Origin of the sequence: Empedobacter sp. UBA5987 (assembly GCF_002429865.1) — a bacterium.
Classification (GTDB): Bacteria; Bacteroidota; Bacteroidia; order Flavobacteriales; family Weeksellaceae; genus Empedobacter; species Empedobacter falsenii_B.
Genome location: NZ_DJBB01000040.1, coordinates 16474 through 41411, shown reverse-complemented (window position 1 = coordinate 41411; position 24938 = coordinate 16474). Strand labels below are relative to the sequence as shown.

At 32.1% G+C, this 24938-nt stretch carries 19 protein-coding genes; 11 read left to right on the top strand and 8 right to left on the bottom strand.

Annotated elements, in window-relative coordinates; genetic code table 11:
* Positions 1-162: 162 nt before the first annotated feature.
* Genes B3J26_RS06235 through B3J26_RS06225 form a run of 3 tightly spaced genes read right to left on the bottom strand, consistent with a single transcriptional unit; the run spans position 163 to position 3155 of the window.
* A complete protein-coding gene (locus B3J26_RS06235) occupies positions 163-1230 on the bottom strand; it encodes a diphosphomevalonate/mevalonate 3,5-bisphosphate decarboxylase family protein (protein ID WP_291073823.1) in 1068 nt (355 codons plus the stop codon).
* Positions 1231-1244: 14 nt separating this feature from the next.
* On the bottom strand, positions 1245-2246 hold the full coding sequence (locus B3J26_RS06230; protein WP_291073821.1) for an NAD-dependent epimerase/dehydratase family protein: 1002 nt from the start codon (positions 2244-2246) through the stop codon (positions 1245-1247).
* A 6-nt stretch (positions 2247-2252) separates the two neighbouring features.
* Positions 2253-3155, bottom strand: a complete 903-nt coding sequence (locus B3J26_RS06225) for a CorA family divalent cation transporter (RefSeq protein WP_291067915.1) — start codon at positions 3153-3155, stop codon at positions 2253-2255.
* 129 nt (positions 3156-3284) lie between these two features.
* Between B3J26_RS06225 and tyrS the strand changes: the two genes are divergently transcribed.
* From tyrS to B3J26_RS06205, 4 genes are all read left to right on the top strand, one after another.
* Entirely contained in the window at positions 3285-4580 is a 1296-nt protein-coding gene (gene tyrS, locus B3J26_RS06220; protein ID WP_291059708.1) for a tyrosine--tRNA ligase, read from the top strand.
* Between the two features lie 135 nt (positions 4581-4715).
* The gene (locus tag B3J26_RS06215) at positions 4716-5159 is read left to right on the top strand and encodes a glycoside hydrolase family 20 zincin-like fold domain-containing protein (RefSeq protein WP_291073820.1); all 444 of its coding nucleotides are present in this window, start codon (positions 4716-4718) and stop codon (positions 5157-5159) included.
* 70 nt (positions 5160-5229) lie between these two features.
* On the top strand, positions 5230-5739 hold the full coding sequence (locus tag B3J26_RS06210) for a family 20 glycosylhydrolase (RefSeq protein WP_280050611.1): 510 nt from the start codon (positions 5230-5232) through the stop codon (positions 5737-5739).
* An 86-nt stretch (positions 5740-5825) separates the two neighbouring features.
* Positions 5826-6467, top strand: a complete 642-nt coding sequence (locus B3J26_RS06205; protein ID WP_414646911.1) for an FN3 associated domain-containing protein — start codon at positions 5826-5828, stop codon at positions 6465-6467.
* A gap of 66 nt (positions 6468-6533) precedes the next feature.
* Here the strand turns inward: B3J26_RS06205 and trpA are convergent, their stop codons facing one another.
* Both trpA and B3J26_RS06195 read right to left on the bottom strand, forming a co-directional pair.
* Positions 6534-7301, bottom strand: coding sequence for a tryptophan synthase subunit alpha (trpA, locus tag B3J26_RS06200; protein ID WP_114998071.1), 768 nt, complete (start codon positions 7299-7301; stop codon positions 6534-6536).
* 2 nt (positions 7302-7303) lie between these two features.
* Complete coding sequence (locus B3J26_RS06195; protein WP_114998068.1) at positions 7304-8509, bottom strand: endonuclease; 1206 nt, start codon at positions 8507-8509, stop codon at positions 7304-7306.
* 91 nt (positions 8510-8600) lie between these two features.
* Between B3J26_RS06195 and B3J26_RS06190 the strand changes: the two genes are divergently transcribed.
* The 7 genes from B3J26_RS06190 (at position 8601) to B3J26_RS06160 (ending at position 22525) form a co-directional block, all read left to right on the top strand.
* Positions 8601-11357, top strand: coding sequence for a carboxypeptidase regulatory-like domain-containing protein (locus B3J26_RS06190; RefSeq protein ID WP_291073817.1), 2757 nt, complete (start codon positions 8601-8603; stop codon positions 11355-11357).
* Between the two features lie 27 nt (positions 11358-11384).
* Positions 11385-12776, top strand: a complete 1392-nt coding sequence (locus B3J26_RS06185; RefSeq protein WP_291073815.1) for a DUF5689 domain-containing protein — start codon at positions 11385-11387, stop codon at positions 12774-12776.
* Between the two features lie 383 nt (positions 12777-13159).
* Complete coding sequence (locus B3J26_RS06180; protein ID WP_291073814.1) at positions 13160-16171, top strand: SusC/RagA family TonB-linked outer membrane protein; 3012 nt, start codon at positions 13160-13162, stop codon at positions 16169-16171.
* A gap of 14 nt (positions 16172-16185) precedes the next feature.
* Positions 16186-17673: a RagB/SusD family nutrient uptake outer membrane protein gene (locus B3J26_RS06175; protein WP_291073813.1), complete on the top strand. Its 1488-nt coding sequence runs from the start codon at positions 16186-16188 to the stop codon at positions 17671-17673.
* A 327-nt stretch (positions 17674-18000) separates the two neighbouring features.
* Positions 18001-18648: a TonB-dependent receptor plug domain-containing protein gene (locus B3J26_RS06170; protein WP_291073811.1), complete on the top strand. Its 648-nt coding sequence runs from the start codon at positions 18001-18003 to the stop codon at positions 18646-18648.
* Positions 18645-21071: a SusC/RagA family TonB-linked outer membrane protein gene (locus B3J26_RS06165; protein ID WP_291073809.1), complete on the top strand. Its 2427-nt coding sequence runs from the start codon at positions 18645-18647 to the stop codon at positions 21069-21071. The genes B3J26_RS06170 and B3J26_RS06165 overlap by 4 nt, the downstream gene beginning before the upstream one ends.
* An 11-nt stretch (positions 21072-21082) precedes the next feature.
* Entirely contained in the window at positions 21083-22525 is a 1443-nt protein-coding gene (locus B3J26_RS06160; protein WP_291073807.1) for a RagB/SusD family nutrient uptake outer membrane protein, read from the top strand.
* 53 nt (positions 22526-22578) lie between these two features.
* Here the strand turns inward: B3J26_RS06160 and B3J26_RS06155 are convergent, their stop codons facing one another.
* Genes B3J26_RS06155 through recF form a run of 3 tightly spaced genes read right to left on the bottom strand, consistent with a single transcriptional unit; the run spans position 22579 to position 24920 of the window.
* Positions 22579-23541 (bottom strand): YheT family hydrolase, encoded by a 963-nt coding sequence (locus B3J26_RS06155; RefSeq protein ID WP_291073805.1) that lies wholly within the window; start codon positions 23539-23541, stop codon positions 22579-22581.
* The gene (locus B3J26_RS06150; RefSeq protein WP_291073804.1) at positions 23542-23844 is read right to left on the bottom strand and encodes a DUF721 domain-containing protein; all 303 of its coding nucleotides are present in this window, start codon (positions 23842-23844) and stop codon (positions 23542-23544) included.
* Positions 23841-24920 (bottom strand): DNA replication/repair protein RecF, encoded by a 1080-nt coding sequence (recF, locus tag B3J26_RS06145; RefSeq protein WP_291073802.1) that lies wholly within the window; start codon positions 24918-24920, stop codon positions 23841-23843. Before recF ends, B3J26_RS06150 begins: the two co-directional genes overlap by 4 nt.
* Positions 24921-24938 lie beyond the last annotated feature (18 nt).

Below are 24938 nucleotides of genomic sequence, written 5' to 3'. Positions count from 1 at the left end.
TTATTTGAAATCGAAATTTCTTTAGAAAATATCATCGTTGTCAATCTGAACTTGTTTCAGATTCTCATAAAATATGCGATGTTGAAATGAATTCAACATGACAAAAATAGTTAAACTAAAAAAGCAAGCTCTTGTAGCTTGCTTTTTTAGTTTTAGAAGTGATTAAAAACTCACTTTATCTTTTATGTAATTTCCGTTTTGACAGAATTGTTTTAATTCATTTTCGATGAAGATTTCAATAGCTTCCGCATTTTGCGAAGGATACAATAAATGTACATTTGCGCCAGCATCTAATGTAAAATACAAATGATTTCCTGTTTCGCGGCGGAATTCCCACAATTTTTCTAAAGCAGCAACTGTATTTGGTTTCATCAAAATAAATGCAGGATTCGACATCATCATCATGGCGTGTAATGTCAATGCTTCATGTTCTACCAATTCTCCAAACGCTTTGATATCGCCAGATTTTAAAATTGGCAATAACGCTTTTAAGTTTTCATTTGCGTCCACAAAACGACGTTCGGCATACGGATGTCCGTTCATCAAATTGTGACCAACAGTAGAAGAAACCGATTTTTGTCCTTCGTGAATCAATAAAATGGTGTCGTGAAAAGTTTTGAAAACATCATGAATTTCGGTATCAGGATATTTTGTTCCAAATAAATCTGAGCTTCCTTCGATAAAATCATTTTCTCCCCATTCAACCAAACCTTTGTAAATTGAACGGCAAGCACTTCCAGAACCTAAACGAGCCAAAAAAGAAGCTTTTTTCTTGGCGTCTTCTTCAGATAAATTAGCTCCTAACATATTCTCAATTTGAACTAAACACAAAGCCATTGCCGACATTCCAGAAGCAGAAGAAGCAATTCCAGAACTATGTGGAAACGAATTATGTGTGTGAACTTCAAATTTGAATTGATTCAAAAATGGAATATATGCTGTAATTCTTTCGAAAAAAGTAATGATTTTTGGAGCAAAACTTTCTTTCAGTTCACCTTCCAAATAAACTTCAACTTCGAAATTATCCGACGTTTTTGGTGAAAATTTTAATTCAGTTTCTGTGTAGCTATTCGTTAATGTGTAGCTGATAGAGCTATTGGTTGGAATTTGATTTTTCTTTTTCCCCCAATATTTTACCAACGCAATATTTGATGGACTTTTAGCAGAAACGCTTCCTGATTTTAATTCCGAAGCAGTTATTGAAAGTGTTGAAATGAATTGTTGTTCCATAAAACAAAAGTAAACTATTTTGTAGAATTCAGCTTTTGAAAACGTTTATAATGATAATCAATTGCTTCTTTGATTGGAATAAATTCGTATTGAAGCAAATTTTTAACTTTAGAATTGTCGTATTTGGTATAAGTTATCAACGAATAATAATTCGCTTTTGTCATATATTTTCCACCAAAAATTCGACTGAAAATAGATAGATTTTTAATAATTTTCAAGGTTGTATTCGAAACATTTTTGACTGAACGTTTGCTATTCATTGAAACAAAATCAAAGACTTCTCGGTAACTTTTATTTTCAGAAATTACCACAAATTTTTGATTGTAAACTTGTTGATTAATTAATTCTAAAAAAATCTTCACCACATCGCGTACATCTACAAATCCTGTTCCACCCGAAGGAGCATAATCGCTTTTTGACGAATTTTGTTGAAACAAACTTTCGCTTGCACGTTTTGTGTCCAAAGTTCCGATGATTACGCCAGGGTTAATAATAATGACTTTAATCCCTTCTTGTGAAGCACGCCAAACTTCCATTTCTGCTCTAAATTTTGAGATAGAATAAGAAGAATGCGTCAAGCTATTGTTCCAACCAGAGCGCTCATCGATCATTTTAGTTGCTGGATTCAAATCATCCATCGAAGCAATAGAACTGATGAAGAAAAATTCTTTCACGCCAGAATCAATCGCTTCATTTACCAAAGTCTCAGTTCCTAAAATATTCGTATTGAAAATTTCTTCTTCTTGACGTTCATCAAATGAAACAAAAGCCGCAGCGTGATAAATTGTCTCGATTCCGTCTAATAAATTTGGAAGTTCAGTAACATCCAACAAATCACCATCAATCCAATGAATAAATTGATAAAATTGCGAAGCATTTTGTTCCGCAAAGAAATTTTGGATGGTTTCTGTGTTCGATGTTTTTCGTTTTAAAGCACGAATAGGTTGTTGCTTTTTTGCCAATTCTACCAACAAATGCGCACCAACCAAACCTGTTCCTCCCGTTACGAAAATCATACTGAATTATAAATATTTTTTTTTCCTGAACCAAAAGTAAATAAAAATTACCACTAATAACATGACAAGTAAACAAATTGGATAGCCTAATTTGTAATTTAACTCGGGCATGAAATCGAAATTCATTCCATAAATTCCAGCGATAAAAGTTAAGGGTAAGAAAAATGCCGAAAAAACGGTAAGCGTTTGCATGATTTCGTTAGATTTCTGTCCATTTAACGAAAGATAAATTGTTAACAAACTTTGTACGTCATCTACAATTTGTGAATGCAAGTGTAACATTTTTACGTTTTCTTCGTACAAATCCTGTGATGAACTTGTCTTTTTGTTATCAGCGCGATATTCTTTCAGTGCTTCAAGCGTATAATCTAATATTTTTTTGCAAGCTGTAGCTTCTCGTTTGATTTTATATAAGGTAGGAAGTTTAATTTTTCTAAAATCATCCGTAAAAATCAAATGCTCGAGTTGATTGACTTCTTCGTCCATTTGATATGCTGGTTCTTCATACGTTTTGATGGTTTCGGAAATAATACGATACAAAATTCCTTTGATAATGATTTTAGAAGGATCAGTATTAGCTAAATATTTTTTCTGAATTTTTTCAAAAATATCCGTTTCCTTTTGATGAACAGTCACAATAAAATCTACTCCGATGTAAATACTGATTTTGTGACTAAATTCTCGAACAGTGTTTTTCAACATACGGTGTTCTTTATCAAAAAAGCGAATTAACAAAAACGAAACTTTTGAATCATCTGATTCATATTTAGGTAAATGCCCAGGCTCCAAACTATCTTCAATCGTTAATTTCTGAAAACAATATTTAGTAGCAATTTCATCTAACTCAATTTTTGTTGGATTTTGTAAATTAATCCATTCGAATTTTTCATTTTCGAAAAGTGTTTGCATGTATTCCTTTTATTCAAATTTTAAATAAATATATCAAATAAGTTTTATTTTGGCAGATCATTTATTATCTACTGAAAAATCATAACTTTGTATCTTGTAAAAATTAGATAAAAAATATATTAAAATACTATGAATCCATTAATTGAAGAATTGACTTGGAGAGGATTGGTTCACAATATTATGCCAGGGACAGAAGAACAACTAAATAAAGAAATGACTTCTGGTTATGTAGGTTTCGATCCTACAGCAGATTCTCTTCACGTGGGAAGTTTGGTTCCTATTTTCTTATTGGTTCATTTGCAACGTCACGGTCATCGTCCAATCGCCTTGGTTGGTGGTGCAACTGGTTTTATCGGTGATCCTACTGGTAAAGCTGCAGAAAGAAGTTTGTTAGATGAAGAAACATTAAATAAATATGTAGCTGGAATTAAAGCGCAATTATCTCGTTTCTTAGATTTTGATACGAACAATGGTAACTCAGCTTTATTGGTGAATAACTACGATTGGATGAAAAATTTCTCTTTTATTGATTTTGCTCGTAACGTAGGGAAACATATTACAGTTAACTACATGATGGCGAAAGATTCAGTAAAATCGCGTCTTTCATCAGAGTCTAATGTCGGAATGTCTTTCACAGAATTTACCTATCAATTGATTCAAGGATACGATTATTTACACTTGTACAAAGAATTAGGTGCAAAATTACAAATGGGAGGTTCTGATCAATGGGGAAATATTACGACAGGAACAGAATTAATTCGACGTACAGTTCAAGGAGAAGCGTTTGCGTTTACTTGTCCATTAACAACAAAAGCGGACGGAACTAAATTTGGAAAATCAGAAGGTGGGGAAAATATTTGGTTAGATAAAAACCGTACTTCTCCTTATAAATTCTATCAATTTTGGTTAAATCAAGCGGATGCGGATGCTGAACGTTACATCAAAATTTATACGTTTTTAGAAAAAGAAGCGATTGATGATTTAATCGAGCGTCATCGTCAAGAGCCACATTTACGCGAATTACAACGTAAATTAGCAACTGAAATTACAATTTTAGTTCATGGTGTTGAAGAATTACGCAAAGCAGAAAAAGCATCTCAAGTTTTATTCGGAAAATCAACTTCAGAAGATTTGAAAGAATTAGATGGAGATACTTTCTTATCAGTTTTCGAAGGTGTACCTCAAGCAACAATTGCAAAAATTGATATCGAAGCGGGATTAGATATTGTTACTGCTTTAGCAGAGAAATCAGGTTTCTTAAAATCAAATTCAGAAGCGCGTCGCGAATTGAAAGCAAACGCAATTTCTGTAAACAAAGAAAAAGTAGCGGAAGAATTTGTGTTGACAACAGAAAATTTAATCGCAGATAAATACATTTTATTACAAAAAGGTAAAAAGAATTATTTCATCTTAATTGTTGAATAATTTTTTAGATAAAACATTTCCAAAATAGAAAGCAAGCTGAATTAAGCTTGCTTTTTTATTTTGAATGTTTTTGCTCGTTGCGTCGTTATTATTTGATAAAACAAGTTTATCTTAGTCATTATCAAAAAATAACACATGAAACATCTTCCGTTTTTCTCTTTATTAGCTGAGTTAGCTGTTTCTACTTTTGTTTCTGTTCAAAATAGTTTTATTCCTCAACCTCAACAATTAGAATTGAAGAAAGGAACTTTGGTTTTAGGAAATAAAATTACGATTAATCCAGATCCAAATTTTCCAGAAATAGATTATTTGATGAAACAATTCAAATCAATTACGGGAAAAAATCTAACGAAAACTACTTCTAACAATTTCGACAATACGATTAATATAATTTACTTGGCTGCTCCAGAAAATAGTAACGAAGAATATTATGAGTTGAATATTAATCAAAACGGGATATTGATTGCTTCGCCTACAAATCGAGGAATTTTTCTCGGAATACAAACACTTTTACAATTAATCGAAGAACATAAAAAGGATCTCAAATTACCTTATCTCAAAATAAAAGATGAACTATAATTTACGTATCGTGGAATGCATTTAGATCTTTTTTCGTCATTTTTTTACGTTAGATGTGGTCTAAAATTATTTGAATTATTTGGCGGCTTACAAATATAATAAATTTCATTGGCATTTGACTGATGATCAAGGTTGTATAATCGAGATTAAGAAATATCCAAAGTTAACAGAAGTTGGTGCTTGGCGAAATGGATCGCAGGTTGGTGCGTATTCGGATATGAAATTTGATGATAAAAAATATGGTGGATTTTACACGCAAGAACAGATAAAAGAGGTAGTGGCTTATGCAGCGAAATTGCATATAGATGTTATTCCAGAAATCGAAATGCCAGGTCATGCGCAGGCTGCGTTGGCGGCATATCCTAATTTTGGTTGTACGAATGAGAAGTTGGAAGTGTGGAAAACGTGGGGAGTTTCGGAAGATATTTTTTGTCCAAAAGAAGAAACGTTTCAATTTTTGCAAGATGTCATGGATGAGGTAATTGCGCTTTTTCCATATATAAATGTACATATTAGGGATGATGAGGTGTCAAAGAAACGCTTGAAAGAAAACTCTTTTGCCGTCATTTTGCGATTTTAGATGAAAAAGGAATCAAACATAGTACGGCGATTTATGAGGTTGATGGAAAGGCTTCTGTTGATCAAAATGGGAAGATAAAATATGAGTTGAGTTCGGCGAATGAACCTTCACGAATTCGTTTTACAACAGATGGTTCAGAGCCAATTATTAATTCGAATGTGTATCAAAAACCATTAGAAATTACGAAATCTCAAACGGTAAAATCAGCCTATTTTGAAGATGGCAAAAAAGTAAGTGCAACAACTTCTCAGGATTTTGTAATTACGAAATCAACAGCCAAAAAAATCACATTAGAGTATCAACCTGCTGAGGCATATTCGGTTGGTGGAGCGTCTACTTTGGTGGATGGAATAAAAGGAAGTCTTAAAAATCATGGTAAATCGTGGTTAGGTTTTTCTGGAAAAGATGTGATTGCAACAATAGATTTCGAAACTAAAATGGAGTTTTCTACTATTCAATTTTCTACGCTAGATCGCAAAGGAAGTTGGATTTATCTCCCAAAATCTGTTAAAGTGTTGATTTCAGATAATGGAAAAAATTTTAAAGAAATTAAAACTATTTCATCTCCTGAAATCGAAAAATCAAATGGAATAATGAAGATTGATTTACAAAAACAACAAGCGAAATATCTTAAGATTGTGATTGAAAATTTAGGAATAATTCCAGATGGACAAGCTGGTGCAGGAAATAAGGCTTGGTTGTTTATTGATGAAATTTCGCTTGAATAAAAACAAAATAGTCAAACCAAAAAAGCAAGCTACAAGAGCTTGCTTTTTGTTTTGAAAACTATTTTTTTATCTCAATTCTGAAAGATAATCTTTAATTGCTCCAGAAAGATTTCCATTCGAATTTTCTAAAACACGTAAAAAAGCACTTCCGATAATTGCTCCATCTGCGTAATTCCAAGCTTTTTCTACATCAGCTTTTGTCGAAATTCCAAATCCTATTTGATGTGGTTTTGTTAAACCTAAATTTTTAACATTTGACAAAAAATCTTCATTATAATTAGATTGTGTAGCACCAGTTGTAGCTGAACTCGAAACGATATAAACAAATCCAGAAGTTGCATCATTAATCTCTTTAATGCGTTTTTCTGTTGTTAAAGGTGTAATTAAAAATGTAACTTTTTGATCGTATTTCTCAAATAATTCTTTGTGTTGCGTCAAGTAAATTTCGTACGGCATATCAGGTAAAATCAAGCCTGAAACTCCACTTTCTTGACAGTTTTGTAAGAATTTTTCTAATCCGAATGTCATTACTTGATTGTAATAACCCATCAAAACAATTGGCGAAGAAATTTCATTTTGAACCGATTTTAATTGTTCAAACAAAATGTCCAACGTCATTCCATTTGCTAACGCTTTTTCACTTGTAGCTTGTATTGTTGGACCATCAGCTAAAGGATCAGAATATGGAATACCGACTTCGATAATGTCAACATTGTTTTGATCTAATTCTTTTAAAATAACAGGGGTATCCGATAAATTCGGATACCCAGCTGTTGTGTATATTGTAATGAGGTTTTTATTTTTTTGACTAAATAATTGCTCTAATTTGTTCATTTTTATTTTGCTTGTTTTAATAAGATTGTATAGACTGGAAAGTGGTCAGAATAACCGTTTGCACGATAAGTATCGCCGCTCCACATACGGTTAGGGAATCCTTTATATGCACCTTCTTTCGCTTTTAAATAATCTTTGTTGTAAATTTCAGTTTTGAAGATTTTATACGTTGAATAATCTTTATTTTTTGTAACCAATGATGAAGTTGAGATAAATTGATCAAATAGATTCCAAGCATCACGATAAGCTAAAGTACCAACACCTTTTTTATATAAAGGTAACATAGGATCGTAATATCCGTTATCCGAAACTTTAGCAATTTCTCCAGCTGGATCAAATGTATTTTTAATACTTGGAGAAATAGGATCATCATTAAAATCACCCATTGCAATTACTTTTGCATTTGGATTTTTAGATTTTAATTCATCAAAAATTCCTTTCATCACCTTTGCTGCTTCCATACGAGCTGGCATCGAAACTTTTTCTCCTCCACTACGAGAAGGCCAGTGATTTACTAAAAAAGTGATTTCTTCACCGTCTAATAAACCTGTAACTTGTAGAATATCACGCGTATATTTTCGTTTACCTTCAGCATCATAATTGAAAATTGGATGAGGTCTTGCATCAATTACCTTGAAACGAGATTTTTGATACAATAAACCTGTATCAACTCCACGTGCATCAAATGAATTGAAATGAACAACACCATAATCGTATTTTTTCAAAGCAGAGCTTTTTGCTAAATCTTCTAAAGTTTCTCTTGTCTCAATCTCGCAAATACCAACTATTACTGGAGCAGAACCTGTAACATCTGCACCTAATTCGCTAATAACTTTTGAAATATTATTGACTTTCTGGAAATATTTTTCTGTATTCCATCTTTTATTTCCGTTTGGTAAAAATTCTTCTTGAAGAATTAATGGGCGGATAATTTTCTTTCCTTTTATATTTTCGTACGTATAACTTTGTTTGAATTCTTCTGTTTCGTACTTCGATATGTCAGATTCTGCAATCTGAATGTGATAATTTTTGTCATTAAAAGGTAAAGTTCCATTTACATATCCAACTGATTTTATGGTGTCAAAAAGATTCTCGACATTGTAAAACGCTACAGTTGCACTTGAATATTTGCTTTGAGCTTTAACATTTAACGTTAAGAATAAATTAAAAATTATTAATAAAGTTAAAGATTTATTAATTTTAAACATATGTTATTAATTATGAATTTACTAAATTTGTTGTCCTATTTTTTCTGATGAAGGAAATAAAGAGCTAATTTATAAATAAAAATTCGTTTGAATGAACAAATTATTGTTAAGTCTTTCAGTCTTTGCAGCAACTGTCGCTATGGCGCAGGCGCAAACAAAGGTTACTGGGGTAGCAAAAAATGCTGCTACAGGTGAAGAGGTTTATAACCTCACTGTACGTTTGGACGGAGGAGCAGTAAGCGATGCTGCTATCACCGATCGTATAGGATATTTTCAGTTTGTAGATATTCCGGATGGAACGTACAAATTACAAGTTTATGGCGTGGGCTATGACCCATATGAAAAAGAAATCACAGTAGCAGGGCAAAAAGAGCTTGACTTAGGTGATATTAAATTAACATTTAATCCAAATACAGCAGAAGTTGGAATTATTACATTAACAGATGATGAATTATCTGATGATGAAAGTTCGACAGCTTCAAATTCAGGACTTTTACAATCTTCACGCGATGTTTTTGCTCGCGTTTCTGCGTACGAATTAGGTTCGTATTGGTTTAAACCAAGAGGTTTAGACAACAAATATAATGATGTATTATTCAATGGAGTTCGTATGAACAAAATGGATAATGGTCGTGCAACTTTTAACAACTGGGGAGGTTTGAATGATGTAACTCGTCGTCCAGATGAGTTAACATACGGAATTGAACCTTCTAATTATGCTTTTGGTGATTTAGGTGGAGTTACAAATTTTGATACTCGTCCTTCAACAATGCGTAAGGGAGTAAGTTTGGCTTATTCTAGTACAAATCGTTCATACAGAAACCGTGTAATGGCTACATATAATACGGGATTGATGGATAATGGTTGGGCGTTTATGGTTTCTGGAAGTAGACGTTGGGCAGAAGAAGGTATTATAGAAGGTACTTTTTATGATGCATACGCTTACTACTTAGGAGTTGAGAAAAAGTTTAATGAAAAACATACTTTAAACTTTACAAGTTTTGGTGCGCCAACTCGTCGTTCTACAGGTTCACCTAATACACAAGAAGTTGTGGATATGATGGGGATTTATTACAATTCTTATTGGGGATGGCAAGATGGTGAAAAACGTAATGAACGTGTAAAGAAAACTTTCGAGCCTATTAATATGTTGACGCATCATTGGAATATTAATAATAAATCTAAATTAACGACAACTATTTCTTATCAATTTGGAAAAGAAAGTGGATCTCGTTTAGATTGGTTTAAAGCAAATAATCCTTCACCAACATATTACCGTAATATGCCGAGTTACTTAGCTTTTAATGGGGCGTCTGCTGATGCAATCGCAGAAAGAGAGCAATTATGGAGAAGTGGTCAAATCTCTCAGTTAGATTGGGCAAGTATGTATCGTGCGAATGAAAATAGTGCGACAGGAAGAGCTGCTTATTGGTTAACTGCAGATGTTAATGAAGATAAAACGGCTACGGCTTATACTAATTTTCAAACAGAATTAACTTCAAATATAGATTTAACAATTGCAGCATCTTATCAAAATACAAAATCTAAATTGTATCGTGAGATTCAAGATTTATTAGGTGCACAATATGTATTAAATGTAGATGATTTTAATGTGACGACAAATTTACCTGTTAATCATTTTTATAATTTCAACTTATTAGATCCCGATTATGTAGCTAAGAAAGGAGATAAACAAGAGTATTACTACGAAATTAATCGTGATTATGCAGATTTATTCGCGCAGTCTAAAATTAAATCTAAATACTTAGATGTTACTATTGGGATGAAAGCTGCTTTAACTAAGTTTTACCGTGATGGAAAGTTCCAAAATGAAATGTATAAAGACAATTCTTACGGAAAGAGTAAAACATATGATTTTGTAGACTTTGGTGTGAAATCTAACTTTTTAGTAAAATTAGATGGACGTAACTTTATTCAAGCAAATGTAATGTATCAGACAGAAGCGCCTACTTCTGATGAGATTTTTCCAAATGCACGTCTTAATGATGTAACTGTTGATGGAATAGAAAGTGCTAAAATATTCTCAAGTGATTTATCTTATATTTTAAGAGCTCCACGTATCAAAGCTCGTGCGACGGCTTTTTATACTAGAACAAAAGATGAGATAGAGAAGGCTTTTGGATATATTGATGGTGTTTCGGATCAAATTTTTGTTTCTGAGGTGATGACAGGCGTTGGAAAAGAATATTTAGGAACTGAGTTGGCTGTAGAAGCGCAAGTTTTACCAGTTCTTACAGTTTCTGCCGTAGCTGCTATTGGACAATATGTATACAAAGACAATCCTGATTATAACCTATATTCTGATGAATTTGGAATTAATGGAATTCCTTACAAAAATTATGGAACTGCTTATCTGGAAAACTATAAACTTGCTTCTGGACCTCAATCAGGATTTACTTTAGGTGCTGAGTATCGTGATCCTAAATTTTGGTGGGTTGGTGTTTCTGGAAACTATTTAATGAACAATTATGCAGATCCTGCACCTTTTAGAAGAACAATTAATTTTATTACCCAAAATGGGGTTCCAATTAATGGAGTAACAGAAGAAGGATTGAAAGAAGTTTTAAAACAAGAGAAGTTTAGTGATGAGTTTATGTTGAATATCAATTTAGGAAAAACGTTCCGTATTGGTAAATATTCAGCAGGGATTTCAGGAACAGTAAACAATGTACTGAATAATAAAAACTATGTTACAGGAGGTTTTGAACAAATGCGTACAGGTAATTATAATAATGCAATTGATAAAAACTACCAACGTATGTTTGGTTCAAAAATGTTCTACGGAATGGGAACAACTTATTTCGCTAACATTTATTTCAGATTTTAATTTTATTAACAACGAACACAATTTAAAATGAATACAATATCAAAATTAACAATAGCTGGTGTTTTAAGCTTAGGTTTATTTACAGCGCAATCTTGTGTGCAAGATGATGATTATGCAACACCTCCAATTGAATGTAATTTACCAAGTCCTAATATTTCTTTGGCTGACTTAGTCTCTAAAGTAACTGCTGGATCTATAAAATTAGATGCTAATAAAGCAATAGCAGAAGATTTAATCGTACAAGCATATGTTATATCTAGTGACGAAACGGGGAATTTTTTCAAAACGATTTCTTTACAAGATAAAGTTGAGAACCCTACAACAGGTATCCAAATAGAAATTGACGGAAGTAATTTATATAATTCTTATCCATTGGGAGCGCAAGTACAAATTAATTTGAAAGGGTTAATAGTTGCGAATGATCGTGGAGTAATGAAAATAGGTTCTGTAGATCCACAATATACTGTTGGTCGTATTCCAAGTGCTGTTATGTCAACTTATATGGTTAAAACATGTGAAGCAATCCAAACGATTAAACCCAAAGTTGTTTCTTCATTAACAGATGCTTTAAAACCTGAAAATCTAAATACATTAGTAACGATAGATGGAGTTCAATTCATTGATCCTGACGGAGATAAAACGTATGGAGTTTCAGGTACTACAGTGAATAGAGTGATTGTAGATAAAAAAGGAAAAGAAACAGATTTACGTAACTCTGGCTACGCAACGTGGTATGCAGATGCTTTACCTAAAAAAAGCGGGTCTATTACAGTAGTAGTTTCTCGATACAATTCAACTTATCAAGTATTTATCCGCGATACGAAAGATGTGAAATTTGATCAAGATAGATTTACTACAGGAGGAGGAGGTACAACTCCAGGAGCAGAAGCAGCTAATTTGTTATTTAAAGGTTCTGATTTTAATGTTTGGGCAGACTTTTTAGCTTCTATTAATACATCATTCGGATTAAAAGGTTATGCTACAAGTGGAGTTGGATTAGGAAGAGATAATAGTAATGGATTACAAATAAAAGGAACTCCAGATGCTAATGATTACGTCTTTACAGCGATTAATACGTTAACTCCAGCTTCAACTTCTAAAAAAATTACATTCTATGTGAAAGGTACATCTGCAAAATCATTGTCTTTAAATGTTTATAGAGCTGCAGGAGGTTATGATGTGTACAACGTAGGAGATTTATCTTCTTCTGTAACTTTAACAAAAGCTGCTTTAAATAGTAGTAATAATGGTACAAATAGTTATACAGGAACTATTGACACGAAAGGAGAATGGGTTTTAGTTACACTTGATCTAACAGGAGTTGATTTAATGAAAACATCAGGTCAAGATGTTTTTGCATTAAAAGTAGGATCAAAATCGGCATATGATTTAGTTATCGATAATATCAAAATTGACTAATTAATCAGTTTCAATACTATAATATCTAAGGCAACCAATTGGTTGCCTTTTTTGTTTTTATTAGGTTAATAAATTCCTAAATATTCTTCATTTTTTAAAGTGATTTCACATTCTGAAATGTATAAAATTCAAATAAAAATAATCTTTTATATAATATTGATTTTATGTTATTGAAAAAATATTAACATAAAATCAATTTTAATTTTATTAAAAAAAGTTAAAAAAAGATTTATTAATTATTTAATAAGTAATTAAAAATGGATAATTGATAAAAAAAAGTAAATTATGTCTTATTTAGATAAAATGTTAATTATATATCATTTTTCTTTTTTCTCTAAAAAATAATGTTCAGATTTGTTTCCCTATTTTATAAAAATAAGACTATGAGGAGAAGAATCACATCTTTGAGTTTGTTAGCTTTCTTAGGTTTAGGAACAGCTGCATTTGCTCAAGTAACAGGTGTTGTAAATGACGCAGATAATTTTCCGGAAGCGGATGTAGAAGTATCTGTAAAAGGTGCGGACAAAGTTGTCTATACTGACCAAGACGGAAAATTTGACATTGATGCTAAAATTGGAGATATTTTAGTTGTTAATGGAAAAGAATTTAGTGTTACAAGTAACGCTTTAGGTACATTAAAGTACGCTGCTGCTACAAATTCTACGGTTGATTTAAGTGAAGTTGTTGTGAAATCTATTTTCAATGCTCCATCTAAATCAGGTGTTACAACTGTAAAAGCAAAAGATTTAGAACAGATGAATCCATCTGTATCTATCGACCAAATGTTAGGAGGTAAAGTAGCAGGTTTGTCATCTCAAGCGATGAGTGGTGCTCCTGGTGCAACTGCTAATGTTACAATTCGTGGTGCAATTGGTTTGAATGGTGGTGTAAAATCTCCATTATATGTTGTTGATGGTACATATATGACAGCTGCTGATGTTAATGCTATTAATCCAGCTGATATTGAAGAAGTAAAAGTATTGAAAGATGCCTCTCAATTAGCAATTTTCGGTTCTCGTGGAGCAAATGGTGTAATCATCATGAAAACAAAATCTGCGAAAAAAGGTGAAGCAATTGTTTCTTATTCATCTCGTATTGGAGTGAATCAAATGGTCGATTTACCAAACATCAACTTGATGAATGCAGAACAATTATTAAATTACCAAAATGGTTTAAGTACTATTGGTAATTTAGGTTTGGGACAAGCTCGTACATCACAAGAGATTGCAACTTTGTCTAAAAATAATCATAAATGGTCTGATGATTTATACAAAAACGGTATTACATCATCTCACTTTATTTCGATTAGTAAAAATGATGGTGAATCATCAAATAACTTTTCTGTAGGTTATGATAAAAATGAAGGAGCTGTTAGATACTACGATGGTTTAGAAAGAATTACAGCTACATTCAATAACACAACAAAAGTAAAAGATTGGTTACGTTACGGAATCAATGTGAACGGATCTTACACAACGTTAGATTCTCCTCGTGACCGTGTAAACGCACAATCTCCATTCTATAATACATTGTTAAACCGTCCTTACGAGACTTTTTATTCAATGGACGCGAACGGAAATGTAATTTTAGATGCAGATGGAAATAAAGTTTACAATCCTAATGCGAACTACATGGGATATCCTGTTGCTGATGAAATGGAAAAAACGGATGCTCAAACAAGATATTTACGTATTTATGGAACTGGTTTCGTTGAAGCAGATCTTGCTAAAAATGTAACTGCTCGTACAACTTTAGGTGCTACTTATAACCGTACACAATACGAAAATTTCTTAAAACCATCTTCAGTTTTATCTCAATTATTAGGGGACGGAGGTTCTAAAACAGATAGGAGTACAGACCGTTTTGATTACAACTGGCGTAATGAGGTTTCTTACGAAAATACTTTTGGAGGTAAACATCATTTACGTGTTACAGCGGCATCAGAATATATCAACCAAAGTTTATATTCGATGACAATGTACGGAATTGGTTTCCCTAATGATTATTTACAAACACAAGGTTTAGCAACGTTAATCGAACAAGATTCTAAATCAGAAAGATGGAGAGTTTCTAAATTTGGTTATTTAGGAGCAGCTTCTTATGATTTTGCTAATAAATATTTCGTAGATGCATATGTTCGCCGTGATGGTACTTCATTAGCAGGTTTAGATAACAAATATGGAACTTTCTGGGGTGTTGCCTTAGGATGGAACATAGCGAAAGAAGGTTTTTTACGTGATGTAAAAGCTGTTAATAATTTAACACTTAAAGCATCTTATGGTGAAGTAGGAGATGACTCGGCAATTTCACGTTACGCAAATTTAACTCTTTTACAATTAGATAAAACTTATAACGGTCAAGCATCTGCATTCCCTGATGGTAATTTATCAAATAGAAATACTACTTGGGAAACAAATAAGAAATTCAATGTAGGTTTAGATTTTGGATTCTTTGGGAATCGTTTAACAGGATCGATGGCTTACTTTAATGAATTGAGATCAGACTTTATTTTTAATCAACAATTAGCTCCAGAAGCTGGTGGGTTTACTACAATAGTAAATGCAGGTGAAATCAAAACTGAAGGATTTGAATTAGAATTAAACTATGATGTAATCCGTTCTAAAAACTTTGATTTATCTGTTTACGGAAATGTAACAAATCTAAAATATAAAATTAATGAATTAGCAGATGGCAATAATTCTTTAATTATGTCTGATTCATACGAAAGTATGATTCATGTTGAAGGAGGTAAACCTTATCAATTCTATTTAGTACGTCATGCAGGTGTTGATGCAAATACTGGTAAAGATTTATACTTAGATAAAGATGGAAACGTAACTGACGTTTATGATGGAGGTGATGCAGTAGCGACTAACAAAACTCCACTTCCAACTTTAATGGGTGGTTTCGGTTTGAATGCTAAAATCTATGGATTTGATATTAATGCAGACTTTACTTATTCTGCAGGTGGATATATGTATAACAATACATATGCTTACTTAACAGATCCAACATCTTTAGATAACCATGTTGTAGAAGCTGCTGATTATTGGAAACAAGCTGGAGATAATGCTTCATTTGCTTTGCCAAATACAACAGGGCCAGAATATTCAACAAAATATTTAGAAAAATCTGATTATATCGCATTCCGTAGTTTATCATTAGGATATAATTTTACTGATTTAGTAAAAGGAACATTTATCAAAAACTTAAGAATGTTTGCTCAAGTTCAAAACTTAGCATTGTGGACAAATTACCATGGTAACCCAATTGCAGGTACAGGAACAAGTGAAAGTAGTGCAGTAGGTTCGTCAGGATATGTATCAAACTCTTTTACGGCGTTCTCTTATCCATTAGTTCGTTCTTATTCTATCGGATTTAATGTATCATTCTAAAAAATTATAACAAAATGAAAAAAAATATATTAGTATTATCATTGTTAGCTTGTGCATTAAGTTTTACATCTTGTAGTGATGATGATATCGATCAAAAACCTTACGATAAAATTGAATTTGCTGATTATTATAAAACCGAATCTGATTTCACAACGGCATTAAATGGTGTTTATCAAGGATTTTCTCAAGCAGGTTACTATGCAGGTTTAAGTAATGCAAGTGATATTGTTTCTGTAGGAGATATCTTAGCAGATAATTTAATCTTAGATCCAAATGGACGTCGTGCAGGTCAAAGAGCACACACTTGGTCATATAACTCAAATTCAGTTCCTACGAGTATTTATTCGTCATCTTATAATATTATTTCTAGAGCTAATATTATTTTAGCAAATACAGATAATTTACAAGATGGAGATTTCAAAAATAATGTAATTGCACAAGCAAAAGCAGTTCGTGCATTGGCTCATTTTGAAGTAGCTCGTACATATGCTGAGATTCCAACACAGTCTGCAGAAGCAAGTTCTACTGTTGGTATTGCTTACGTAGACAAGTATGATCCTACAGCAATGCCAAAACGTGATGCTACGATTACAGAATCTTATGATAAAATTATAGCAGATTTAGAAGCTGCAATTCCAAATTTAGAAGCTTCTTCAGAAACTTCTGTTATGGGTAAATCTGCAGCGCAGGCTTTATTAGGAAAAGTATATTTATATAAAGGAGATTATAAAAAATCGATTGAATTTTCTAAACCGGCTGTTGATGCAGTTGCTCCAGCAACTCAAGCTCAATTAGCAGGGTTATGGACTTCTAATAATAGTAATGGTGTTTTATTTGAAATTCCATTTATCAATTCTGGAGATCCAACAATTGGTACTAACTATAGTCAAGGAGCAACGAACGAAAATATTGTAATTGAATATGCAGTAGATAAAGATTTCTATGCTTTGTATAATCAAAAAACGGAATCAGAGCGTATAAATGCGTACTTCAAAATTTTCAACCCTAGTAACCACGATAGTCAAGCAGTTATTGCCGTTAATAAATACATAAATGGTAAAGTAAAATTAGGATTGAATAACGCACGTTACTTACGTGTAGAAGAAGCAATTCTTAATTTAGCTGAAGCTCAATATTTATCTGGAGATCAAGGTGCCGCTTTGATTACTTTAAATAAATTAAGAGATGTACGTTACTCTAATTATGCAGGTGGAGAAACTGGAACTGCAATTTTTGATGCAATTCAATTAGAGCGTCGTAAAGAGTTAGCTTTCGAAAACGGAGATCGTTGGTTTACATTAAAACGTTTACAAGGAGTTGCTGGTATCTCTTCTGTTTACACAAGCGGTATTCAACGTAGTGGAAACGGTTATTTAGCAAATGGTACAGGAACTGCTTCTTCAGAACAAACATTAAAAGCTGGAGACCACAAATGGCAATTACCTATTCCTCAATCCGTTTTAAACTTAAATAAAAATATGACTCAAACTCCTGGGTACTAATTATAATTTTTTATAGCTTTTTAGCATTAAAAGAGGCTACCAATTTTGGTAGTCTCTTTTTTTTATTGTGTGAAATGTTAAAGTTTAATATATTTTTAACGTTTTATTATCAACAATAATCTAATAAAGTTAATTTTTAATGAAGTTAATTTCATAAATATTGTACTTGTATTCGTTTATATAGATAAAATACTAGTTTTATTTTTGTTAAGATATGTTTTTATAGAAAAATTATTTAAATACTTGATAATTAAAAAAAATACTTAAGTTTTTGGAAATCTTAAAAAAAGTTAGAGTTTTGTCTAAAATGTTATAAAATATAAAACTATGAGGAGAAGATTAACATCTTTGAGCTTTTTAGCTTTCTTAGGTCTAAGTACTTTTACTTTTGCTCAGGTAACCGGAACTGTAAATGATTCTAATAGTTTACCTGAAGTTGATACAGAAGTGAAAGTTAAAGGCACTAATAAAGTAGCTTATACTGATGAAAGTGGAAACTTTAATATTGATGCTAAAGTAGGGGATACTTTGGTAATTAATGGTAAAGAATATAAAGTTACATCAACTACGTTAGGTACTATTTCTGCCGCTGATACTGTAAACTTAGAGGAAGCGTTGATTACAGTTGCATTTGGTAAACAAAGAAAAGAGGCAATAGTTGGTGCAGTTGCAGTTGTTGATGAAAAAGTATTAGAAAAACAACAAGCAACAAATGCATTATCAGCAATTCAAGGATCTGTAGCTGGGGTTAATATTATTAATTCAGGTGGTCAACCTGGTTCAACTCCAACAATTCGTATTAGAGGTATCGGATCTATTAATGCTTCAGCTGATCCATTAATTGTTGTTGATGGTGTTCCGTTTAATGGAAATATATCAATGATTAGTCAGGATATGATTGCATCTATTAACGTGTTGAAAGATGCGGGTTCAACTGCTTTATATGGAGCAAGAGGAGCTAATGGGGTATTTTGATTGAAACTAAGAAAGGAAGAAGATCTTCAACTCCTCGTGTTACTTTTACATCTCAATTTGGTGTAGCTGATCAAGCTGTAAAAATGCATGAAACTGTTGGTGCTGAAGATTATATGAAATATACTTGGGAAGCCCTAAAAAATGCTAATGGAGGAAGTGGTCAATATGCAACAGACAATTTAATTGCAAGATTAAGATACAATCCTTATGGTAGTAGTTTTGCTAAACCTATCGATGCTAATGGTAATGTAGTGAGTGGTGCTAAATTATTATGGGATACAGATTGGAAAGATTTAATTTTAAATAAGTCAGCAATAAGACAAGAATATGGAGTTAATGTAGATGGTGGTAATGAAAATACAACATACAATTTTGGGGCAAGCTATTTAAACCAAGAAGGATCAATTATTACTTCTAAATTTGAAAGAACTACTATTAAAGCTAATGTTGTTTCAAAAGTTGATAATTGGTTAGAATTAGGATTGAACTCTTTAGCAAGTTTTGGATATGAAAATGGACCAACTCAATCTGGAAGTTCTTATCAATCTCCAATACAATGGATAAATTCAGTTTCAAATATCTATCCTTTGTATAAAAGAGATGCTTCTGGTAATTTCTTATTTGATGCGTTAGGTCAAAAATATTATGATTATGGAGAAGGTGTAGATTTAGTTAATGGCGCAAGACCCGTATTAGCTACTGAGAATGCTGTAGGTGCATTGCTAAATGGTTATAAAGCAACAAATAAGCGTTTAAATCTAAATGTTAATGGGTACGCTAAAATTAATTTTACCGACTTTTTATCATTTAAAACAACTATGTCTTATCAGAAATATTTTTATGACTATAGTGGATGGTCAAGTAATTTATATGGTAACGCAGCATCAGTAGATGGACGTATAACAAAAAACAGAGATACCCAAGATACTAAAAATTTATTCAATAGTTTAAATTTCAACAAAAGTTTTGGTGATCATAATTTATCAGTTGATGCAATTATGGATATGTATGATTTTTCATATGAAACTATGAGTGCTCAAGGTGTTGGTTTTTTACCAGGTATTAGTGTATTGAATGGAACTACAAAACCAGAATCAGTTGGAGGAGCTATTTATAGAGAAAGAATTTTAGGATATATGGGTCGTGTATCTTATGATTATGCAAGTAAATATTTCTTAGAAGGATCTTTTAGAAAAGAAGCATCAACAAGATTTGCTGAAGATGTACGTTGGGGTGATTTCTTCTCGGTAGGTGCTTCATGGATTATTTCAAAAGAAAACTTTTTAAGAGGATCAGATGTTGTTTCTAATTTAAAACTTCGTGGATCATATGGTGAGACAGGTAATAATAGAACATCTAGTTATTTCCCGTACTCACAAGATTATGCAGCTGGGTGGTCTAATTTAAATGAAACAGGGTTAAATGCAACTGCTTTAGTAGATGATTTAATTACATGGGAAAAGCAAGCAACAACTAATATTGGTTTAGATTTTGGTTTTTTTAAAAATAGAATTACGGGATCTGTAGAGTATTATAATAGAGCTTCTAAGGATTTAATTATGGGTACTGCTTTGGCTCCTTCTGGAGGAATGGGATTCACTAGTATTACAACAAATATAGGTTCTATGAAAAATTATGGTATAGAAGTTAATTTAAATACTGTAAATGTACGCAACGATAATTTTGAATGGACAACAGGTATTAATGTAGGTACCGTTAAAAATGAAATCACAAAATTAAATGGTGCTGAATTCATTATTGATGGGACTAAAAGACTTGAAGTTGGAGGTGATTTATATGAATTTTATATTTGGGAATATGCAGGTGTAGATCCTACAGATGGAGCAGCTATGTGGTACAAAGATGATGCTGATGGAAATAAAGTGACTACAAAAGATTATTCTAGTGCAACTCGTTATAAACAAGGGAAATCATCTTTACCAGATTTTGAAGGAGGATTTACGAATTATTTCAGATATAAAAATTTTGATTTAAATGTATTATTTAATTTTAGTGTGGGAGCATATATTTATGATTCAACTTATGCTGGATTAATGAATACAGGAGCAAGTGCTGGTTATCAGTGGTCTACAGATATTTATGATAGATGGCAAAATCTAGGAGATATTACAAATACGCCAAAGTTAACAACATCTCAAAATAATTATAATTCGACATCTACAAGATTTTTATACAAAAATGATTATTTGAGATTAAAAGCTTTAAATGTAGGTTATAATTTCTCACAAAGAAATTTACAACAAATGGGGATAAAAGGATTACGAATCTATTTTCAAGGGGATAATTTGTTGACTTTCCAATCTCATAAAGGGATTGATCCAGAGCAATCTATCACTGGTACAACAAACAGTAGATCTTATCAACAAAGAATATATACGGTTGGATTTAATGTTAAATTATAATTTAAGATAATATGAAAAAATATATAGTATTATCCTTAGCAGCTTTGTCTTTTCTTACTGCTACAGGGTGTATGGATGATTATTTAAACGAACCATCTTCTTCTGAAACAGGAACAATTTCACCAGATGGTGCATATGCTTCAGCAACAAATGCAAAAGCAGTAATGGCAGGAATGTTAAGACAACAACGTACACAATGGAGTGTGTTTCAAACGACAGATTCAGGGGGGTTGTATTCATTACTTTTTGCTAGGGTAGTAAAAGGAGCTGATGTACAGTTAAGTGGGAGTCATTATAATTTTGATTATCAAAACGATAATAGAGAGCCAACGTATCGTCGACCACAATTTAATTGGAGGTTTCCATATATGATGATAGGGCGTGCAAACTTATTTATAAAAGGAGTAGAAGGTTCATTAACTATTTCTGAAGAAGATAAAAAAGATTTGCTTTCCCAAGGTAGGACTATGAGAGGTTTTTATTACTATCAATTGGCTTTAGAATTTAACCATGCTTATAAGTTTAATCCAACAGCAGCTGCACCTCCTGTTTATACAGATATTGATTTAGAAGGAAAGCCAATGGGAACTTTAGAAGAGTTGTATAAGCAAATTACTACAGATTTGGAATATGCCGTAGCTAATGGAGTTTCATCTAGAACAGATAATTCTTGGATAAACAAAGAAGTGTCCGCAGCAATTTTGTCGAATGTATATTTATCTATGGAGAATTGGGTGAAAGCTGAAGAAATGGCTAAAGTTGCCTATGGAGGAAATGTTTTAAATGCATTACATACAGTTTCATCTTATGTTCCAACAGGTTTTGACAATGCAGGAGATAAAGAATGGTTATGGTCGATGACCCAACAAGGGGATCAGTCTAACTACTATTATGCTGCGCCTCATGTTTTCATGGATTATGGACCTGGTTATAATAATGGGTTCTTAAATTCAGATTTTGTAGCTAAATTTGCTGAAAATGATAGAAGAAAAGAGGCTATTAAGGTTTTATCAAATTCTTTACCTCCTACAGACGTAAGATACTGGATAACAACTAAATTTGTATTTAATTTTGAATCTTCTATGCCAATATTTAGAACTCCAGAATTTATTTTAGTCGCAGCGGAATCAGCTTATAGACAAGGTAAAATTTCAGAATCTCAAACGATTTTGAACCAATTTAAATCAACGCGTTATAAAGGTTTTGTTAACGAATCTTTAACGGGGACAGCTTTGTTAGAAGAGATTCTATTAGAACGACGCAAAGAACTTTATGCTGAAAATGGGGTTGAATGGTTTGATGCAAAACGTTTGCAAAGAGGAATTAAAAGAGGAGGAAATCATTTGGTAAAAGTTACACTTGAACCAAATGATAAGAGATTTATCTTGAAAATTCCACAGATTGAAATTGATAATAATCCATTTATTGACGAATCTGTAAATAATGGAAGATAATAATAGATTCATATCATAATAACAAACCCTCGAAGTTTACTTCGAGGGTTTTTTCATTTAATACCCTTAACAAACTCCCAAGCTCTAATTTCTGCCCAAGAATGTATGTTATTTTCTAATGGAAAGCCGCAATGTCCACCGTATTTAGGCATTTCGAAGGTGCAGAATTTATGTTTTTTGAAGCGTTCGATAGGATAACAATCTTTCCCTAAAAAAGGATCATTTACTGCATTAACAATCAAACATGGTGTTTTGATATTATTCAAAACAGTTGCAGGAGAAGCTTTGTGATAATAATCTTCTTTAGATGAATAACCATGTAAAGCTGCTGTAAAATATTCATCTACTTCATCAAAAGTTTTGATTTTATCAATCATTTCTTCATTCAATACTCCTGGAAATTGTTTTGCTTTAGCTTTAAATTTTGGAACTAAAGTGCGTTTGAAATTTTTAAAATAAACAGTATTTGGAAATTTTTTCAATGTATCGGCACAAGATTTCAAAGAAATTGGAGCAGAAAATACAACAGCAGATTTTATTTTGTTCAAAACTTCATAATTTCCAAGATAATTCAAAACCAAAGCACCACCCATCGAATAACCAATCAAATAAATTTCTTGGTAATTTTCTGCTATTGCTTTTTCAACCACGCGATGTACATCATCAATCGATCCATGATGATACAAACGACAAGTTTTATTCATTTCACCTCCACAAGTTCTGTGATTCCAAGCCAAAATATTAAATCCTTTGTTATAAAAATAATCTGAACACGAATTAAGATAAGTTCGTTTTGAATCACCTTCTAATCCATGAAAAAGTATAATAAGTTTTTCTTTATTTTCTTGAAAACGCCAATCCAAATTCAGAAAATCACCGTCATTGGTTTCTATTCTTTCTCTTGTGTAGTTTGGTATAGGATATTTCTTGAATTTTGCTGGAATAATAGTAGAAAGATGTGCGTTTCGATTAATGAAATTAGGTTTCGGATAGTTAGAATTTTCTATGTAAGGCATTTAAAATATTTTTACGTCAATTAAGAAATCCTTTTTAATTTCTTCATTTATATTAGCTAGAATCTTCGATTTTCCCATCAATAATTCTTGTCTCATTGCAGGAGAATTAATTTTTACATACAAAACTCTTTGTCTTACTTCAACTCGGTCCGTATATTTCTCGAAAAACTTTCCCATCACCGTTTGCCAGGCCTCTTCTGCTTTCACTTCCCAAATCAATTCTTCTTTTCCACTTTGTTTAATAAAATGCTCCAAAGCTTGACCAAGTGTTTGCTGATTACTTCTTTTTTCGTACTTTTTCATAAACGGAAAACTTTACTTTCAGAATTAATTTGTTTAATGATTTGCTCTGTTCTTTCGGGATGTGTATCGGTGATAAAAATTTGACCGAATCGTTCTTCGTTCACTAATTTTATCAATTGTGTCACACGATGTTCATCCAATTTGTCAAAAATATCGTCCAATAATAATAATGGAGTGATGTTTAATGAAGATTTGATAACTTCTAATTGGGCCAATTTCAATGCAATTAAATACGATTTTTGTTGACCTTGCGAACCAAATTTCTTGATTGGATAATTGGTAATCGTAAACAATAAATCATCTTTATGAATTCCGGCTGTCGAATATTGTGTCGAACGATCTTTGTACAAAGCCTCTTTCAGAACCGTTTCAAAAGGTGCATCATTTAATTGCGAAACATATTCGATGTTCACTTTTTCTCGACCTTCTGAAATTTCATTGTAATATTTTAGGAAAGCTTCCAAAAAAGTTTGAATAAATTCTTTTCGAACTTCATGTATTTTCTTTCCTAAATGAATCAATTCTTCATCATAAATTTCCAAAGAAGTTGAATCAAATGTATTATTTGAAGCAAAGTATTTTAGCAAGGCATTTCGTTGAACTAAAACCTTGTTGTATCGCATCAAATCAGCTAAATATTGCTTATTCGATTGCGAAATAATATTATCCAAAAATTTGCGTCGAACTTCACTTCCTTCTTTGATTAAATCACTGTCATAAGGTGAAATCATTACCAAAGGATATTGTCCAATATGATCAGAAATACGATCATACGATTTCGAATTTCGTTTTAATTGTTTGGGCTGACCAGAACGAACCAAGCAAAAAATCACATCATCAGATTCGTTTCGATCAAAAGTACCTTCTAATGTAAAAAAATCACAATCAAACTGAATATTCATCGCATCCGAATGATTCAGATACGATTTACTTAAAGCCAAATAGTGAATAGCATCCAAAATATTGGTTTTGCCTTTTCCATTTTGTCCTACAAAAGCATTAATTTTTGGTGAAAATTCGAAATTATTTTCATCAAAATTCTTGAATTGTCGCGCTTTAAGTTCTTTTAAATACATAAAAGCAAAATTACGATA

Excerpts from the sequence above, each read along its gene's own strand:
- recF (WP_291073802.1), bottom strand. The coding sequence starts at position 24,920 with ATGTATTTAAAAGAACTTAAAGCGCGACAATTCAAGAATTTTGATGAA.
- trpA (WP_114998071.1), bottom strand. The coding sequence starts at position 7,301 with ATGAACAAATTAGAGCAATTATTTAGTCAAAAAAATAAAAACCTCATT.
- B3J26_RS06185 (WP_291073815.1), top strand. The coding sequence starts at position 11,385 with ATGAATACAATATCAAAATTAACAATAGCTGGTGTTTTAAGCTTAGGT.
- B3J26_RS06150 (WP_291073804.1), bottom strand. The coding sequence starts at position 23,844 with ATGAAAAAGTACGAAAAAAGAAGTAATCAGCAAACACTTGGTCAAGCT.
- B3J26_RS06160 (WP_291073807.1), top strand. The coding sequence starts at position 21,083 with ATGAAAAAATATATAGTATTATCCTTAGCAGCTTTGTCTTTTCTTACT.
- B3J26_RS06170 (WP_291073811.1), top strand. The coding sequence starts at position 18,001 with ATGAGGAGAAGATTAACATCTTTGAGCTTTTTAGCTTTCTTAGGTCTA.
- tyrS (WP_291059708.1), top strand. The coding sequence starts at position 3,285 with ATGAATCCATTAATTGAAGAATTGACTTGGAGAGGATTGGTTCACAAT.
- B3J26_RS06235 (WP_291073823.1), bottom strand. The coding sequence starts at position 1,230 with ATGGAACAACAATTCATTTCAACACTTTCAATAACTGCTTCGGAATTA.
- B3J26_RS06225 (WP_291067915.1), bottom strand. The coding sequence starts at position 3,155 with ATGCAAACACTTTTCGAAAATGAAAAATTCGAATGGATTAATTTACAA.
- B3J26_RS06230 (WP_291073821.1), bottom strand. The coding sequence starts at position 2,246 with ATGATTTTCGTAACGGGAGGAACAGGTTTGGTTGGTGCGCATTTGTTG.
- B3J26_RS06155 (WP_291073805.1), bottom strand. The coding sequence starts at position 23,541 with ATGCCTTACATAGAAAATTCTAACTATCCGAAACCTAATTTCATTAAT.
- B3J26_RS06175 (WP_291073813.1), top strand. The coding sequence starts at position 16,186 with ATGAAAAAAAATATATTAGTATTATCATTGTTAGCTTGTGCATTAAGT.
- B3J26_RS06190 (WP_291073817.1), top strand. The coding sequence starts at position 8,601 with ATGAACAAATTATTGTTAAGTCTTTCAGTCTTTGCAGCAACTGTCGCT.
- B3J26_RS06215 (WP_291073820.1), top strand. The coding sequence starts at position 4,716 with ATGAAACATCTTCCGTTTTTCTCTTTATTAGCTGAGTTAGCTGTTTCT.
- B3J26_RS06180 (WP_291073814.1), top strand. The coding sequence starts at position 13,160 with ATGAGGAGAAGAATCACATCTTTGAGTTTGTTAGCTTTCTTAGGTTTA.
- B3J26_RS06195 (WP_114998068.1), bottom strand. The coding sequence starts at position 8,509 with ATGTTTAAAATTAATAAATCTTTAACTTTATTAATAATTTTTAATTTA.